Annotated in this window: 18 protein-coding genes; 13 read left to right on the top strand and 5 right to left on the bottom strand. The window is 65.4% G+C overall.

Features of this window, described 5'->3' with window-relative positions:
• Nucleotides 1-249 precede the first annotated feature (249 nt).
• A complete protein-coding gene (locus DCM79_RS03075) occupies nucleotides 250-450 on the top strand; it encodes a hypothetical protein (protein WP_257178578.1) in 201 nt (66 codons plus the stop codon).
• Between the two features lie 156 nt (nucleotides 451-606).
• On the opposite strand, the gene DCM79_RS03070 is transcribed toward DCM79_RS03075, so the two are convergent.
• Nucleotides 607-891: a hypothetical protein gene (locus DCM79_RS03070; protein WP_257178577.1), complete on the bottom strand. Its 285-nt coding sequence runs from the start codon at nucleotides 889-891 to the stop codon at nucleotides 607-609.
• Nucleotides 892-1,133: 242 nt separating this feature from the next.
• Between DCM79_RS03070 and DCM79_RS03065 the strand changes: the two genes are divergently transcribed.
• From DCM79_RS03065 to DCM79_RS03045, 5 genes are read left to right on the top strand one after another with little or no spacing between them, the layout of a single operon-like run.
• Nucleotides 1,134-1,343, top strand: coding sequence for a hypothetical protein (locus DCM79_RS03065; RefSeq protein WP_257178576.1), 210 nt, complete (start codon nucleotides 1,134-1,136; stop codon nucleotides 1,341-1,343).
• Nucleotides 1,343-1,543, top strand: a complete 201-nt coding sequence (locus tag DCM79_RS03060; protein ID WP_257178575.1) for a hypothetical protein — start codon at nucleotides 1,343-1,345, stop codon at nucleotides 1,541-1,543. Before DCM79_RS03065 ends, DCM79_RS03060 begins: the two co-directional genes overlap by 1 nt.
• 60 nt (nucleotides 1,544-1,603) lie before the next feature.
• Nucleotides 1,604-2,680, top strand: a complete 1,077-nt coding sequence (locus DCM79_RS03055; protein WP_257178574.1) for a flavodoxin family protein — start codon at nucleotides 1,604-1,606, stop codon at nucleotides 2,678-2,680.
• On the top strand, nucleotides 2,677-3,576 hold the full coding sequence (locus DCM79_RS03050; RefSeq protein WP_257178573.1) for an NAD(P)/FAD-dependent oxidoreductase: 900 nt from the start codon (nucleotides 2,677-2,679) through the stop codon (nucleotides 3,574-3,576). Before DCM79_RS03055 ends, DCM79_RS03050 begins: the two co-directional genes overlap by 4 nt.
• A 60-nt stretch (nucleotides 3,577-3,636) precedes the next feature.
• A complete protein-coding gene (locus DCM79_RS03045) occupies nucleotides 3,637-3,825 on the top strand; it encodes a hypothetical protein (RefSeq protein WP_257178572.1) in 189 nt (62 codons plus the stop codon).
• Between the two features lie 9 nt (nucleotides 3,826-3,834).
• Here DCM79_RS03045 and DCM79_RS03040 read toward each other — a convergent pair whose 3' ends face one another.
• Complete coding sequence (locus DCM79_RS03040) at nucleotides 3,835-4,092, bottom strand: hypothetical protein (protein WP_049820053.1); 258 nt, start codon at nucleotides 4,090-4,092, stop codon at nucleotides 3,835-3,837.
• Between the two features lie 286 nt (nucleotides 4,093-4,378).
• Between DCM79_RS03040 and DCM79_RS03035 the strand changes: the two genes are divergently transcribed.
• Complete coding sequence (locus tag DCM79_RS03035) at nucleotides 4,379-4,753, top strand: hypothetical protein (RefSeq protein ID WP_028135867.1); 375 nt, start codon at nucleotides 4,379-4,381, stop codon at nucleotides 4,751-4,753.
• 3 nt (nucleotides 4,754-4,756) lie between these two features.
• Here DCM79_RS03035 and DCM79_RS03030 read toward each other — a convergent pair whose 3' ends face one another.
• Complete coding sequence (locus DCM79_RS03030; RefSeq protein ID WP_257178571.1) at nucleotides 4,757-6,058, bottom strand: polysaccharide deacetylase family protein; 1,302 nt, start codon at nucleotides 6,056-6,058, stop codon at nucleotides 4,757-4,759.
• Nucleotides 6,059-6,237: 179 nt separating this feature from the next.
• On the bottom strand, nucleotides 6,238-7,011 hold the full coding sequence (locus DCM79_RS03025) for a polysaccharide deacetylase family protein (protein ID WP_257178570.1): 774 nt from the start codon (nucleotides 7,009-7,011) through the stop codon (nucleotides 6,238-6,240).
• A gap of 116 nt (nucleotides 7,012-7,127) precedes the next feature.
• Between DCM79_RS03025 and mgtE the strand changes: the two genes are divergently transcribed.
• The 4 genes from mgtE (at nucleotide 7,128) to DCM79_RS03005 (ending at nucleotide 11,043) form a co-directional block, all read left to right on the top strand.
• On the top strand, nucleotides 7,128-8,549 hold the full coding sequence (gene mgtE, locus DCM79_RS03020; protein ID WP_257178569.1) for a magnesium transporter: 1,422 nt from the start codon (nucleotides 7,128-7,130) through the stop codon (nucleotides 8,547-8,549).
• A 255-nt stretch (nucleotides 8,550-8,804) separates the two neighbouring features.
• Nucleotides 8,805-9,122: a DNA-binding transcriptional regulator gene (locus DCM79_RS03015; protein WP_257180675.1), complete on the top strand. Its 318-nt coding sequence runs from the start codon at nucleotides 8,805-8,807 to the stop codon at nucleotides 9,120-9,122.
• A 162-nt stretch (nucleotides 9,123-9,284) separates the two neighbouring features.
• Nucleotides 9,285-10,103, top strand: a complete 819-nt coding sequence (locus DCM79_RS03010) for an aldo/keto reductase (protein ID WP_257178568.1) — start codon at nucleotides 9,285-9,287, stop codon at nucleotides 10,101-10,103.
• 49 nt (nucleotides 10,104-10,152) lie between these two features.
• Nucleotides 10,153-11,043, top strand: coding sequence for a hypothetical protein (locus DCM79_RS03005; RefSeq protein ID WP_257178567.1), 891 nt, complete (start codon nucleotides 10,153-10,155; stop codon nucleotides 11,041-11,043).
• A gap of 1,073 nt (nucleotides 11,044-12,116) precedes the next feature.
• Here DCM79_RS03005 and apaG read toward each other — a convergent pair.
• Nucleotides 12,117-12,509, bottom strand: coding sequence for a Co2+/Mg2+ efflux protein ApaG (apaG, locus tag DCM79_RS03000; protein WP_028138966.1), 393 nt, complete (start codon nucleotides 12,507-12,509; stop codon nucleotides 12,117-12,119).
• 202 nt (nucleotides 12,510-12,711) lie between these two features.
• Between apaG and DCM79_RS02995 the strand changes: the two genes are divergently transcribed.
• Together DCM79_RS02995 and DCM79_RS02990 are read left to right on the top strand one after the other, a co-directional pair.
• On the top strand, nucleotides 12,712-13,962 hold the full coding sequence (locus DCM79_RS02995) for an OpgC domain-containing protein (protein WP_257178566.1): 1,251 nt from the start codon (nucleotides 12,712-12,714) through the stop codon (nucleotides 13,960-13,962).
• The gene (locus DCM79_RS02990; RefSeq protein ID WP_257178565.1) at nucleotides 13,962-14,744 is read left to right on the top strand and encodes an SGNH/GDSL hydrolase family protein; all 783 of its coding nucleotides are present in this window, start codon (nucleotides 13,962-13,964) and stop codon (nucleotides 14,742-14,744) included. Before DCM79_RS02995 ends, DCM79_RS02990 begins: the two co-directional genes overlap by 1 nt.
• The last annotated feature ends 7 nt before the right edge of the window (nucleotides 14,745-14,751 follow it).

Raw genomic sequence — 14,751 nt, 5'->3', positions numbered from 1 at the left:
GTGCGTCACCTTGACCTTCAGCCGGGTCAAGCCGCTCCTGGGATATGGCTACAGGAACCGTGCGCCACGACCTTCTGATTGGCAGAATGAGCCACTGGCTAATTTTACTCATGTTGCGATTTCCAGCGGTCGAGGCCCCCTCGCAACCGTTCCGGCTCTGGAACGTTGTAGAGGCATCGCCTGTGCGCGATCATCTCAATCGGTAGGGAGGCAACGGCGCGCTCCGACCATGATCAGGGAGAACGCCTGATGACGACGCGACATCGGTTCAAGCATGCTGAGACTTTGGAAACGCGGCTCGCCGCCGAAGCGGAGCGACTGCGCGAGGAAGCCAACTCGCTTCCGCCCGGCGCAGCCCGCGACGAGATGCTGCGCAAGGCGCGCCAGGCGGAGACGGGGTCGCAAATGAGCGAATGGCTGAGGTCGCCGGGCCTGCAGCCGCCGAACTGAACGGTGCAGCGCGCGCAGCTGTCAGGCTGCACCGCCGGGAACGGGTTAGATGTCGGCGCGTACCGATGCGCTGATGTCGTGGGCAGAAACCGGAAAAATGAGCGCCACGTCCATCGTTCCCCATTGCGTCCGGTTGTCACCCGGCGGTGCGGATCGTCAACGCCGCTTCGCTGCTTTGGTTCGGCGGTTGTAGGGCGAGCGGTTGGCGGGCCGCAGCGAGATGCCTTCGCGTTGCGCCTTGCTGCGAATGGCTGCGACCGGGCGCTGAAGCTTGATGCTCATCACGCCGGTGGGCGTGTTGCCTTTCGCAAGCTGCTTCAACTTGCTCACGTCCGCGGGCGTCCAGGGCTGCCGCGCGCGGCGCTTGTAGGCGGGATTGGCCTTGCGCGGTCCCTTGCGGCCGATCGGTGAGCCCGGCCGCTTCCATGCTGCTTTCGCCATGATGATCCTCCTTCAGGTCATCCTTGAACATACGAATCAGCATTTCGGTTCCGGCGCAGGCTGAGCGTGCGAGAACGTTTGCCCTCTCGCTTCTGCAAAATCGTGCAGCGTTAACTTATGGAAATGCCGGAACCGCAAGTCGCAGCGGAAGCTGACGCACGTCACCGCCAACGACTTGGGCCCCGGCGCCCAACCTCCCGCCGGGGCCGGCTTCTTCAATCCAGATCCAGCGTGAAAGTCCAATGACCGCCAAACGTAACCGCAGGAAACAGACCCAATCGCTTCAGGAGCGGCTCGCCGCCTTCGCCGAAAGCGCCCGCGAGCGCGCGTGCAGCCTGCCACCCGGTAGGGAGCGCGAGATGCTGCTGCGACGCGCCAAGCAGAACGAGATCACCTCGAACCTGACGGACTGGCTGAGTGCACCGGTCTCGCCAAGACGAGGACCACCCTAGTGGGCAGCCTCAAGCATTATCGCGCCTTCCAGATCGATCCGGACGGGCACGTGTTCGGCTGCATCAATCTCGTCTGCGACGACGACGAGCAGGCCAAGCGCCAGGCCGCCGCGCTCGTGCTGGTGCATCGCATCGAGCTGTGGCGGCTGGACCGGCGCATCGCCAAGTTCGATGCGCCACGGGACATCGTTCGGCAGTAGCGGAAGGAACCGCGCGCAGTGCGCCGGGTTGGTCGGACAGCCGACTTTGCCGGAGCACGCATGAGCGACGCCGAAATTCGCAAGGGGATGCCGCCCGTCAAGCTGTCGCGCGATGAGTTCGAGCGGCGCTACAAGGCGCAGTTCGTCGATCCCGTCTTTGCGCCGCTCGGGCGCGAGCTCGATGCCGTCACCGCGGCGGCCTGGGACGCCTACAGCGATTCCCGCAAGGCGCCGCTGACGCGGAAGGCGGGCCCGGGCTTCTCCGATCCCGACTACGATATCGCCGTCGACTGGCTCGATACGCGCGCAAAAATCCTGGAAGCGCAGCGACGGCACGACGGCGCGGACGAGACGCCGCGCATCCTCGTCATCAACGGTTCGGCGCGCAGCGAGCACACCTGTCCCGGCGAGATGTCCAAGACCTGGCGGCTGGTCAAGCTGACCGAGCCTGTCTTCACCGGGATGGGGTTTGCCGTCGACATCCTCGATCTGTCGCGCCTCACCTCGGAGTTCGGCAAGACGATCCATCCCTGCAAATCCTGCGTCAGCACCGCGATGCCGCTCTGCCACTGGCCGTGCAGCTGCTATCCGAATTATTCGCTGGGGCAGACCCACGATTGGATGAACGAGATCTATCCGCTGTGGGTCGCCGCTCACGGCATCCTGATCGTGACGCCGGTGAACTGGTATCACGTGCCATCCGGCCTCAAGGCGATGATGGACCGCATGGTCTGCGCCGACGGCGGCAATCCCGATCCGACCTCGACGCATGGCAAGAAGGCCGACGAGGCCAAGGCGATCGAGCTCAAGGGGTGGCCCTATCCGCGCCATCTCGCCGGCCGTCATTTCGGCATCGTCGTGCACGGCGATGCCGTCGGTGCTGAGAATGTGCGCCGCGTCCTGTCGGACTGGCTGACCGATATGCAGCTGATCTCGGCGGGACGCTTCGCCGAGCTAGACGGTTATGTCGGCTACATGGAGCCATACGCCACCTCGCACCACGAGCTCGATGAAGACCAGGAATTCCAGCAGGAGGTGCGCAACGCGGCGCAGGCGCTCGGCAACGCCGTCCGGCTGGCAAGGAGCGGGCACCTTCAGGATCCAGGCGAGGGTCTTGCGGATCCGAACCCCAAATGAAGCCGGCGCAGTTCGATTGCCTGATCGTCGGCGGCGGCCCCGCCGGATTGATGGCCGCAATCTATCTGGCGCGCTTCCGCCGCAACGTCTGCGTCGTCGATGCCGGCGCGAGCCGGGCCGCGCTGATCCCGCGCAGCCACAACGTTCCGGGCTTCGTCCACGGCCTGTCAGGCGCGGAGCTGATCGAGAGGATGTCGGCGCAGCTGGACGAACTCGCGGTCACGCGCGTGGCGGCCGAGGTCACGGCGTTGCGGCGGCTTGATCATGGTTTTGAGGCGAGCTGGAACGGCGAAACGCGCGCCGCCGCCACCGTCATTCTTGCCAGCGGCATCGTCGACACGCATCCGCCATTCCGGGAATGGCGTGCTGCGGTCGCGGACGGGGTGCTGCGCTATTGTCCGGTCTGCGACGCCTACGAGGCGACCGGCCGCCGCATCGGCATCGTCGGTCCGCTTCAGCGGGCCGCTAGCAAGGCGCTGTTCCTGCGCGGCTATTCGCGCGACGTGACGCTGCTCGCAACCGCAGGCGATGACGAGCAGGGCGCAACCGCTGAGCTGCTGGATGCCGGCGTCGAGGTCGTGGCCGCGCCCGACCTGCATCTGCGGCGGAGCGGCGAGGGCATCGCGGCCGTCTTCGCCGACGGCCGGACGCTGCAATTCGACACGATCTATCCTGCGATGGGGGCCGAGGTGCGCTCGCAGCTCGCGGTGGCGCTCGGCGCCGCGCATGTCGAGGAAGGCTGTCTGAAGGTCGATGACCACCAGCGCACCTCCGTCCGCGGGCTCTACGGCATCGGCGATGTCGTCACCGATCTGCACCAGATCTCGGTCGCGTTCGGCCACGCCGCGGTCGCCGCCTGCAACATCCATCAAAGCTTGCCGCGGCGGCTTGCGTGAGGGAACGAAGGGCGCGGCTTTGCCTTGAGTGAGAGGATCGCGCGCGAAGGACGAAAGCTCATGCTGGAAGAGAAGCTCAAGGACGCCATCATCGGCGAGCTGCAACGGCAGGCCGCCAACCGGCCGCAGGCGCTGACGATCGCGGGCGCCAAAGACGCGAAAGGCTCTGAAGAGCTGACCGTCAACGGCAGGATCGATCTCGGCGCGCTGGTCATGGCGATAGCGGGATCGGTTGCGGGCGGCCCTTAAGCCGCCGCGTTAGCCGTATTCGTCGCCGATGCCGTATTCCCGGTAGATCTCCAGCGGATCGAGCTCGGGAAACAGGCGGCATTTGGCCTGGGCAAGGTGCAGGCTCACCGCCGCCGGCTCCTTGCCGCTCGAGAGCATCTTGCGGATGTCGTCCATGTGGGCGTTCGGCTGGTGCTTTGGCTCGAGCTGCTCCAGCGCGACCAGGGCGGTCGCGAGGGCCTCGGTCAGAACCCAGTCGTCGTGGCCGGTGATTCCCTTCTTCGACATCGGCAGACCCCGGATGTGGCAGCGCCAGCCCAGTCTATCGCGACTTCCGCCAAATCGCCATCGAGCCGCTGCGGCTGTCCTGCGGGGCTACGCCTCGGCCTTGCTCCGGCTTGCCTTATGTCCGGGGCAGGCTAAAAGGCGGCGAGGTGCGGGGCGACAGTATTCTTGTTGAAACGAACTTGGCGTAGACGGGGCGCTACCGCATCCAGGCTGGCCGTTCCGGTCTGGGTCCCCGATCCCGAATTTGCAGCACGATTTGCTTGCACTCCCCAAGGTTCGAGCCAGCATGGGCATTCTCAGCTTCGTCTACCGCTTCCTCACCAATTTTGCCTTCATGGCGGTGGTCTATTTCAGCCTGAACTTCATGGAGAAATATCCGAACCGGGCGACACTGGCGATCCTGGTGCTGGTTTATGCCGCCATGCGCGGGGCATCGACGCTGCGCGCGTTTTACTTCTTCCAGAAGATCGAGAGACTGGAAGCCGAGACACGGCGCCTTCAAGGCCCGATCAACGACGGCTCCGGAGGGACGAACACGCGCAGGCAGGTCGTCACCGACGTGGCCCGGCTGCGGCGCGACGGCGAGCTCAAGTCCTACATGGACCTGTTCTTCCTGGCGCTGATCGTGCTGCTCTGCGTCGCCGCCATCCTGCGGCCGTAGAGCTCAGGCGCGCTTCTTCAGGCTGGCGACGCGGGTCGGGCGCGGCGTGGCGCTCTTGACCTGGGCGGCATGGTTCGGGTCGGCCGGTGCCGCATGCGCGGTGTGCCGAGCCTGGGGCTTGGCGGCCTTGCCCTTTGCGACCTTGTCTTTTGCAACCTTGCCCCTGGCCGCATGCGGCGTCTGGGCCGCCATTGCCAGCCGCGTCGCGGCACGCCGCGACAATGTCGTCGACAGCAGCACCTCGACCGAGCCTTCCGGAATCGCGAAGAGTGCACGGCCGGGCACGGGCAGGGTGGATGCGATATCGATCTGTCCCTTGGTCCGGCGCGGCAGCAGCGGCTGATGCTCGGTCTGAGCGTTGAGGTCGGCGAGCGAGGGCGCCGGAAGCGTCCTGGTCTCGGCGAACACGAAGTGCGGGACAGCCGGCCAGCGGGCGATCGGCACGGTCTCGGTCGGCGGATGCAGCAGCCACTCCACCGCCTGGGTCGGCGTTGCGGGCCGCTCGGCAGTCGCCGGCACCACGTGCACGATGCGATAGCCGCGCGCCTTGAGGTCGCGGATGATCTTCGGCAGCGCCGCCACGGTGCGGGCCTGGATGTCGTGCAGCAGCAGGATGCCCTTGCCCTTGGCCTCCAGCCGCTGCATCGCGAGCTGATAGACGCGGTCGGACGAGACATGGCGCCAGTCGTCGGCCGGGAAGTCGGCGCTCCAGATCTGGATGCCGCGCGAGATCAGGTAATTCTCGACGCCGTCGGCGCGCATCAGGCCGGGGATGCGGAAGAACGGGGCGAGCTGGGACGGATCGGTCATCGCGGCCGAGGTCCACTCGATGCCGCCGTTGATCTCCGGCTCGAACTTCTCGTTTGGCATCCGGTCGAACGTCAGCGGATGGTCCATGCTGTGGGTGCCGACAGTATGGCCCGCCGCGATCAGCTTGCGCACGCCATCGGGGTTCGCCTTGGCCTGCTGACCGACGATGAAGAAGGTCGCCTTGATGCACTCGTCGGCCAGGATCTTGAGCACCTGGTTGGAATATTTCGGCAGGGGACCGTCGTCGAAGGTGAGGACGACCTCGTGGTCCTTCAGCGGCAGCGTCTCGCGGTACTGCATGGTGCCGATGCGCGGATGTTCGCGCGGATCGACCACGAGGGTGCGGGAGGTCCCGAGCGCGTCCGGATGGCCCGGACAGTCGGCTGCGAGCGCCGGCGATCCGACGGCCGAACAGCCAAGGAAACCACCGAGAAAACCACTGAGGCAAAGGACGATCCACGATCGCGTCCGCACAACAACGCTACTTCCGATCATGAACCCCGTCTGCCCTCATCCGCGATGGCCGCCATAGTAGGTCGGAGACGGCAGGAAACGGTTCAGGCGCGAAGAACCCTTCCCATGGCGACGTCCTCATCCATTTTCAGGGGGTAGCATGAACAGAGTGTTAATAGGACCCAAATCACCCCATTTTGCGCCAGCGTGACATTCCGGCATCAGCGCGCATCGGCGCTCTTCTGTGGCGTGCCCGATGGTACGATATGCACGATCCGGTAGCCGTTCTCGCGCAGATATCGCAGGAAGGCCGGCATCATTGCGGCCGTGCGTGTCTTGTTGTCATGGAACAGGATGATGCCCTTGCCGCTCGCGGCGAGACGTTCGGTGACGAGCTTCAATTGCTGCTCCGGCGTCATCTCCTCCCAGTCGCTGGCCCACAGATCGGCCCCGAACACAACGATCCCGCGCGACTGAAGCAGGTCGAGCTGTGCCTGGGTCGACTCGAAATAGGGAAAGCGGAAGAACGGCGTCGAAGGTGTGGTCGTCGAAACTCCGCGCAGCGCCATTTCGTCTGCGGCGATGCCCCGGTCGATGTCAGCCACGGCCTTCTCGAACGGAATACGCCCCATAAATGGATGCGAGAAGGAGTGATGGCCGACGGTGTGGCCCTCGCGGGCGATGCGCTTGACCATGTCGGGATATTCGGCGGCATGCTGGCCGATCAGGAAGAAGGTCGCGCGCACGCACTCCTGCGCCAGGGCCGCCAGCACTTTCGACGTCGTCGGCGGGAACGGTCCGTCGTCGAAGGTCAGCACGACCTCGCGATCGGCCAGCTGCAGCGTCTTCGGAAAGCTCTTCAGGCCCACGCGCGGCGTCGTCCTGGCATCGACGCTCAGCACGCGGGAGGTGCCGAGCGCGTCCTTGCGCGGGCACTCGGCGGCATCAGCCGCAGCGATGCCGGCGAGCGCCGCAACGGCCGCGCCGAGCGACATCGAAGTCCACCTCAGTCGAAGCATCTTTGTCATTGCGCTCGCAGTTGCCTTGTGGGTATTGCCTGAACCATCAGCTCAGACCACTGGTTCCAACCTGTCAACCGGCGAGGCGCGCCATGGATGAACATATGGACGTTGCCCCGCCCGCTGCGGATTCGGTACTCGACCACGTGCCGATGCGCAATGAAGATGGCGATATCAGGCACGAATTCGTCGAAGAGATTGCCCGGGCCATCGAGGCCGGCGACAGCGCATCGCTGCGCGCCTGCGTCGCCGAGCTGCACGAGGCCGATCTCGGCGATCTGATCGGCGCCCTGGAGCCCGACGACCGTGTCCGCCTGGTCGAGCTCACCGGGGCCGACTTCGACTTCTCCGCGCTGAACGAGGTCGACGAGGCCGTCCGCGAGGAGATCCTGGACGAGCTGCCGCCGGAGACGGTTGCCGAGGGCGTCCGCGAGCTCGAATCCGACGACGCGGTCGAGCTGCTGGAAACCCTCGATGCCGCGGACCAGGAGGAGATCCTCGAGAAGCTGCCGCTGAAGGAGCGCGTCGCGCTCGAGCGCAGCCTGCTCTATCCGGAGAACTCCGCCGGCCGCCGCATGCAGACCGAGTTCATCGCGGTGCCCCAGGATTTCACCGTGGGCCAGGCGATCGACTACATGCGCGAGACGCCTGATCTGCCCGACCGCTTCTACGAGATCTATGTCGTCGACAAGGACCAGCATTGGCAGGGCGCAGTCCCCCTCGACGTGCTGTTGCGGGCGCGCCGGCCGATCGCGCTGACCGAGCTGACCGACGAGGATCGCCGCCGCGTCTCCGTCCTGGAGGACCAGGAAGAGGTTGCGCGCATGTTCGGCAAGTACAATCTGGTCGCAGCCCCCGTGCTCGACACCCAGGATCGCCTGGTCGGCGTCATCACCGTCGACGACGTCGTCGACGTCATCGAGGAGGAGGCCGACGAGGACCTCAAGGCGCTCGGCGGCGTCACCAGCGACGAAGAGCTGTCGGACACGTTCCTCACCATCGCCCGCGCCCGTTTCAACTGGCTGCTGGTCAATCTTGCCACCGCGTTCCTGGCGTCCTCCGTGCTCGGCCTGTTCGAGGGCCAGCTCGAGAAGATGGTGGCGCTCGCCGTGCTGGCACCGATCGTGGCGAGCCAGGGCGGCAATGCCGCCACCCAGACCATGACGGTGGCGGTGCGCGCGCTGGCGACGCGCGAGCTCGGCGCCTCCAATGCCTGGCGCGTGGTGATGCGCGAGGCCCTCGTCGGCCTCGTCAACGGCCTCGCCTTCGCGGTGATCACGGGCATCGCCGCGGTGGCCTGGTTCAAGCTTCCGGGCCTTGGCATCGTCATCGGCCTTGCGATGGTCTGCAACCTCATCGCCGGCGCGCTCGGCGGCATCCTGATCCCGATGGCGCTCGAACGTGTCAGGGCCGATCCGGCGGTGGCCTCCGGCACCTTCGTCACCACGGTGACCGACGTCGTCGGCTTCTTCTCCTTCCTCGGCATCGCAACGCTCTGGTTCGGGTTGAGATAGGGGGCGGTTTGAGCCCCGCTCTCTCCACGTCATTGCGAGCGCAGCGAAGCAATCCAGAGTCTCTCCCGCGGGGGCAGTCTGGATTGCTTCGTCGCAAGAGCTCCTCGCAATGACGGAGTAGGCAGCGCGGGTGCCCTCACTCTTGTGTCCCGGCCGCGCTGCGGCGCTTAGCGCTGCTGCGCAGCGTCCGGGGCGCGCCATCATCTTTAATCCGAACTTAAGCGACCTGCCGCATCATCGCCGGCGCTTGGGGGACTGGACATGCGGTTGCGGCTGAAGGCGGACGGACGGGTCGTCGAGTTGCGGGACGGACAGGAATTTCCGGTCCAGCCGTCTGCGGTCGAGCCCACGACCCCAGCCGCGCCCGCCGACACCTCTTCGCTCGCGGTGCGCGATTTGCGCCGCCGCGCCTGCCTGACCCAGATGGAGTTCGCCGCCAAGCTCGGCGTTCCCGTCGAGACCATCCGCAACTGGGAGCAGGGCAAGCGGGCTCCGCGGGGGCCGGCCCGCGCGCTGCTCGCGGTGATCGCGCACGCCCCGGAAACGGTATTTCAGGCGCTTGCCAAAGCCTGACGTGACGGCCTGACGGACCGACCAGCGTTGACGCGAACCTCCCGTTAGTGTTGCGCCAAATATCCCGCCGAACTGCCACGGCTTCCGTTGGCAGCGTCCTGGGCCGGGTCCATAATGGCCTCTGATGGCGTTTGGGGCTGCCGCAACTGAAGAGGAATCCTCATGCTGTTCGTCGAGGCCAATGGCGCACGAATCCCGGCAATCGGGCTCGGGACCTGGGAGCTGAGTGGAAGGCTTGCCGCGCGCGTGGTCGAGCAGGCGTTGCGGCTCGGCTATCGCCACATCGACACCGCGCAGGTCTATGACAATGAACGGGAGATCGGCGACGGCCTGCGCGCCTCGGGCGTGCGGCGCGACGACGTCTTCCTCACCACCAAGGTCTGGACCAACCATTTCGCGCCTCACGATCTCGAGCGCTCGGTCAAGGAGAGCCTGGCGCGCTTGCGGCTTCCCTCCGTCGATCTGTTGCTGCTGCACTGGCCCAATTCGCACGTGCCGCTGGCAGAGACGCTCGGCGCGCTGTCGCATGCGAAGACGATGGGCCTGACCCGCCACATCGGCGTCTCCAATTTCACGGTGGCGCTGATCGAACAGGCTGTGGCGGCCTCGCCCGAGCCGCTCGTCTGCAACCAGGTCGAATTCCACCCTTATCTCGACCAGGCGAAGGTGAGGGCGGCCTGCGACCAGCATGGCCTTGCCCTGGTCGCCTACAGCCCGATCGCCAAGGGGCGCATCAAGACCGACCAGACGCTGGCCGAGATCGGGCGCGCCCACCACAAGACGCCGGCGCAGGTCTGCCTGCGCTGGCTGGTGCAACAGAATGTCGCTGCGATCCCGCGCACCTCGCGCATCGAGCGCCTGTCCGAAAACATCGAGATCTTCGATTTCGAACTGTCGGACGACGAGATGAGCCAGATCGCCGCGCTCGCCAGCCCGAAGGGCCGCCTGACCGACTTCGGCTTCGCCCCGAAATGGGATTGAGGGGAGACCGCGGTATGCTAACAGCAGGGCGGCAATCCAAGATCTGGCGATGGAACTGCGGACAATCATACGGACGGACGTTGCTGCGTCGGCGATCGCCCATCTGACGCTGGTGGCGCTGATCATTCTGATCAGCGAAGTCCATCCGTTCCGCGCGACGCCGCCCGAAACCGTCACGGTGGACATCGTCACGCCCGAGGAGGTGAAGCAGGAGGAGGCCAGAGCGGACGAGAACGTCAAGGAAGAGGTCAAGCAGAAGACCCCGGAGCCGCTTTCCGATCTGAAGCTGCCGAAGCTGGATGTCACCGACAAGGCCCCCGAGGCGTCGAAGCCTGCGCCCCCGCAGCCGGCCGCATCGCCGACGCCCGAACCGCAACGGCCGGCGCAGCAGCAACCGCAGCAACCGCAGCAACAGCCTTCGCCGAAGCCGCGCGAGGCCAACGCGCAGCCGCAGGCCCAGCCAATGCCGCCGCCACAGCCACAGGCCGCGCCGCCGCCGGCCTATCAGGCGCCGCAGCCTGACGTCACCGTCAGGTACGGCGTCATGCTGGGGCTGCCGCCTGAATTGCCGCTGCCGCTGTCGAAAGACGGCCCCAAGGACGATGGCGGCGGCGCCACGGACTCGATCGCCGCGAAGCTTCCGGCCGAGGTCATTGCCGCGCTTCGCAGCCATTTGCGCAGCTGTGCCAAATTGCCGGCCGGGCTTGCGCCGACCGACAACGTTCACATCAAGCTGCGCACGGTGTTCGCGACCGACGGCACGCTGGCGCGCGAGCCGATCCTGCTCGAAGCCCCGCCCTCGGCAAAAGGGGTCGCTCTCGTGAAGTCCGCAACGAGCGCGCTTCAGAACTGTCAACCTTACAAGATGCTGCCCGCCAATCTGTACGAGGAATGGAAGGTGCTCGACCTGCCGTTCAGCCCGCGGGATCTGGGCAGCTAGCTTTTGTAGCCCGGATGGAGCGAAAGCGTAATCCGGGGCCGCCCGCCCGGCATCTCGCACCGTCCCGGATTGCGCTGCGCTCCATCAGGGCTACGCACCGTGCCTGTGTCGCCCTCTGTCAATCCCGCTCGTCAAAAATATTCCACTTTACCGAAATTCGGAAATGACGTATGTGTCGTCCATCCCGGCTCAACCAGGAGGGGCGATCTCGAGGTCGTCTTGATCGCGAGCCGGGCTTGCGGTGGACGCGGCAGCGTCGGCACGAGATGGGACGGGCAGGGCGGGTAGTCCCTGTGAGCCTGAACCCCGCGTGCGACGAACGGCGCTGCTAGGCTTTGTCTCGTCTGTAAGTTTCCGGCTCCGTCGACAGTGTTGGAAATACTGCGGCGACATGGCGGGCCGTGCGTACGGCAAAACCGTGTGGTCCTGGCCGTCGTTGCTACGGTCAAGCTTCCGCGGAGGTGCGAGCGAGCCCAACCGGGCGGACTGCATCATCCAATTCGCGGGGCGAGGGAGGCCAGAAGGAAAGTTCGGCTCCCGGGAGAGCACGGCATAAGCCGTCCGACCATCGCGCAGGGAAGGCCGAGTGATCGGCACCACCTGTATGCTGCTGTGCGGTTCTTCTGCGTGTGCATTTTGCGCAGCGGACCGCGGGTGCGTTGTCAGCACCCGGCCTTCCCTGTGCCCTCTTGGATTTAGAGGGTGGAGACGCAAGCAAAGCTCGGGCGAATTTGCGCCGCGAGGCCGAAAAGGCATGCCCGTCGCCAAACACGCGCTGTCATCGCCCGCGAAAGCGGGCGATCCAGTATTCCAGAGACGCCAGAGATCAATCCGAGAAGCCGCGGCGTACTGGATTCCCCGCCTTCGCGGGGAATGACAGCGTCATTGGAGAACCAGCTCTCGCCTCATACTCCGTCATTGCGAGCGCAGCGTCCCCGGCGATGCGAAGCATCGTCCGGTGCGGTGCGCTGCAGAGCCGGGGCCCATGGCGCCGCATCGTGCCGTGTCGCCTGGGTCCCGGCTCTGCGCCGCAACGCTTGCGCGTTGCGGCTTGTCCGGGACACGGCGGGCTCCTAATTCAACACGCGCTTGCTGTCCGGGCTGTCCAGCGAGAACGCCGGCACGTCGATCTCGAAGCGCTCGCCGCTTTCGCTGACCATCTGGTAGCGACCGGTCATGAAGCCGGAGGCGGTCGAGAGCGGGACCCCCGAGGTGTATTCGAAGCGCTCGCCGGGGGCCAGGATCGGCTGCTCGCCGACCACGCCCTCGCCCTTCACCTCCTGCTGGCGGCCGGAGGCGTCGGTGATGATCCAGTGCCGCGTCTTGAGCTGCACGGTCTCCTCACCCGAATTGGTGATGACGATGGTGTAGGACCAGAAGTAGCGGGAGCGATCGGCCGACGACTGCTCCGGAACAAAGTTCGGCTCGACGGTCACTTCGATGTGGCGGGTCACGGCGCGGTACATGGCTGCTACCATAGCGAAATCCGGCTCCGGAACCAAACGCCGCGGACGGCTTTGGCGACATCGTCCCGCCAGAATTCGAAGGGAATGACACCCCAGGGAAGGCACCGGCAAACCCCCATGGCACCCGGCCGCTTTGTGGGGCGACGACCGGACCGGTACACTCCTTGACACGCCGCGATTTGCGGAAGGTTTTTGCGCCCCGATGACCATTGCCGACCAAGTGACGGGATCGACGATCACGGGAACTGCCGCATCCGAGGGGGCGAAGCCGCGCGCGAGGGCGCCGGCCATCACGCTGCCCGCCATCGGCGAACGCGAGCTCCGGCTCGACCTGTTCCGCGGGCTCGCGCTGTGGCTGATCTTCATCGACCATCTGCCGCCCAGTGTGCTGACCTGGTTCACGATCCGCAATTACGGCTTCAGCGACGCCACCGAGATCTTCATCTTCATCTCCGGCTACACCGCCGCCTTCGTCTACGGCAGGGCGATGCTGGAGAGCGGCGTCGTCATCGCCACCGCGCGCATCCTGCGCCGGGTCTGGCAGATCTACGTCGCCCACGTCTTCCTGTTCACGATCTTCCTCGCCGAGATCTCCTACGTCGCGACCAGCTTCGAGAACCCGCTCTACACCGAAGAGATGGGGATCATGGATTTCCTCAAGCAGCCCGACGTCACCATCGTGCAGGCGCTGCTGCTCCGCTTCCGTCCCGTTAACATGGACGTGCTGCCGCTCTATATCGTGCTGATGCTGGCGCTGCCCTTGATCCTGTGGTCGATGAAATGGCGGCCCGACGTCACGCTCGCCCTCTCGGTCGTGCTCTACGCGGTGACCTGGGAGTATGATCTGTATCTGTCGGCGTATCCGAACGGCTTCTGGGCCTTCAACCCCTTCGCCTGGCAATTGCTGTTCGTGTTCGGTGCATGGTGCGCGCTTGGAGGGGCGCGCCGCATGTCGCGCATTCTGTCGTCACGGGTCACGATGTGGCTGGCGATCGCCTATCTCATCGCGTCGTTCTACGTGACGCTGACCTGGTACGTGCCGCAGCTCTCCCAGTTCATGCCGAAGCTGGTCGAGCAATGGATGTATCCAATCAACAAGACCGATCTGGACGTGCTGCGCTTCACGCATTTCCTGGCGCTGGCGGCGCTCACCGTGCGCTTCCTGCCCCGGGACTGGCCGGGCTTGAAATCGCGCTGGCTGCGACCATTGATTCTATGCGGGCAGCATTCCCTCGAGATCTTCTGCCTCGGCGTCTTCCTGGCCTTTGCTGGCCATTTTATCCTCGCCGAAGTCTCCGGCGGCGCGGCCATGCATGCGCTAATTAGTCTCTCCGGGGTGCTGATCATGTGGGGCGTAGCCTGGGTGATTTCGTGGTACAAGCGCGTGGCTGACAAGAGCGGTACGAAGACCAAGAACGCCGTCGGCAACGCCGATCTGGCGGGAGGGGGCTGATGAAGGCGAAGGTTCTCCTGAGCCTGATCCTGCTATGCGGTAGCCTCGCCGCGCCCCTGGCGCGCGCGGGCGATGCTGTGCCTGCCGCCACCAATAATGCGCCCGCAGCCTGTGATCTGCCGTCCTATCTGCTCACCAGCGAAAGCCGGCTGACAAAGGTCGCCGATGCGCTCAAGGCCGGCAAGCCGCTCGACATCCTGGTCATCGGCAGCCGCTCGACCACGATTCCATCCTCGGAGAGCAGCTCCTATCCGGCGCGAATGGAGGCGATCCTCAAGGAGAAGCTGCCCGCGTCCGAGGTGGTGCACGTCTCCGTAGAAATACAGAGCAAGAAGACGGCAGAGGAGACCGCGTCCACCTTCGTTAAGCTGATGGAAGCAAAAGCGCCTACTTTGGTGATCTGGCAGACCGGGACCGTGGATGCTATCCGATCCATCGATCCCGACGAATTTCGTAGCGCGGTGACCGAGGGGGTTGTTGCGCTGCAAAATGCAGGGGCTGACGTCGTCTTGATGAACTTGCAATACAGCCCGCGTACGGAGACCATGATCTCGGCGCCGCCTTACCTCGACAACATGCGGGTGGTGGCGCAGGAGCACGACATTCCGCTGTTCGATCGCTTCGCGATCATGCGGCAGTGGAATGACCAGGGTCAGTTCGACCTGTTCAGCCCGTCCCGCGGGCCCGAGCTGGCGAAACAGGTCCATGATTGCCTTGGCCGGGCGTTGGCACAGTTCGTGATCGACGCAGCCCGTGGGGAGCCGGCCCAGCAGCAAAATTGAGGTCTAG

Origin of the sequence: Bradyrhizobium sp. WBOS07, assembly GCF_024585165.1 — a bacterium.
GTDB lineage: Bacteria > Pseudomonadota > Alphaproteobacteria > Rhizobiales > Xanthobacteraceae > Bradyrhizobium > Bradyrhizobium japonicum_B.
The sequence above is the reverse complement of the archived record's forward strand: the minus strand, read 5'-3'. Positions and strand labels throughout refer to the sequence as shown.

What these genes read in the sequence shown, in the direction of transcription:
- DCM79_RS03075 (WP_257178578.1), top strand. Translation starts at nt 250, where the DNA reads ATGACGACGCGACATCGGTTCAAGCATGCTGAGACTTTGGAAACGCGG.
- DCM79_RS03045 (WP_257178572.1), top strand. Translation starts at nt 3,637, where the DNA reads ATGCTGGAAGAGAAGCTCAAGGACGCCATCATCGGCGAGCTGCAACGG.
- DCM79_RS03050 (WP_257178573.1), top strand. Translation starts at nt 2,677, where the DNA reads ATGAAGCCGGCGCAGTTCGATTGCCTGATCGTCGGCGGCGGCCCCGCC.
- DCM79_RS03005 (WP_257178567.1), top strand. Translation starts at nt 10,153, where the DNA reads ATGGAACTGCGGACAATCATACGGACGGACGTTGCTGCGTCGGCGATC.
- DCM79_RS03035 (WP_028135867.1), top strand. Translation starts at nt 4,379, where the DNA reads ATGGGCATTCTCAGCTTCGTCTACCGCTTCCTCACCAATTTTGCCTTC.
- DCM79_RS02990 (WP_257178565.1), top strand. Translation starts at nt 13,962, where the DNA reads ATGAAGGCGAAGGTTCTCCTGAGCCTGATCCTGCTATGCGGTAGCCTC.
- DCM79_RS03055 (WP_257178574.1), top strand. Translation starts at nt 1,604, where the DNA reads ATGAGCGACGCCGAAATTCGCAAGGGGATGCCGCCCGTCAAGCTGTCG.
- DCM79_RS03010 (WP_257178568.1), top strand. Translation starts at nt 9,285, where the DNA reads ATGCTGTTCGTCGAGGCCAATGGCGCACGAATCCCGGCAATCGGGCTC.
- DCM79_RS03025 (WP_257178570.1), bottom strand. Translation starts at nt 7,011, where the DNA reads ATGTCGCTCGGCGCGGCCGTTGCGGCGCTCGCCGGCATCGCTGCGGCT.
- DCM79_RS03065 (WP_257178576.1), top strand. Translation starts at nt 1,134, where the DNA reads ATGACCGCCAAACGTAACCGCAGGAAACAGACCCAATCGCTTCAGGAG.
- DCM79_RS02995 (WP_257178566.1), top strand. Translation starts at nt 12,712, where the DNA reads ATGACCATTGCCGACCAAGTGACGGGATCGACGATCACGGGAACTGCC.
- apaG (WP_028138966.1), bottom strand. Translation starts at nt 12,509, where the DNA reads ATGTACCGCGCCGTGACCCGCCACATCGAAGTGACCGTCGAGCCGAAC.
- mgtE (WP_257178569.1), top strand. Translation starts at nt 7,128, where the DNA reads ATGGATGAACATATGGACGTTGCCCCGCCCGCTGCGGATTCGGTACTC.
- DCM79_RS03030 (WP_257178571.1), bottom strand. Translation starts at nt 6,058, where the DNA reads ATGATCGGAAGTAGCGTTGTTGTGCGGACGCGATCGTGGATCGTCCTT.
- DCM79_RS03070 (WP_257178577.1), bottom strand. Translation starts at nt 891, where the DNA reads ATGGCGAAAGCAGCATGGAAGCGGCCGGGCTCACCGATCGGCCGCAAG.
- DCM79_RS03040 (WP_049820053.1), bottom strand. Translation starts at nt 4,092, where the DNA reads ATGTCGAAGAAGGGAATCACCGGCCACGACGACTGGGTTCTGACCGAG.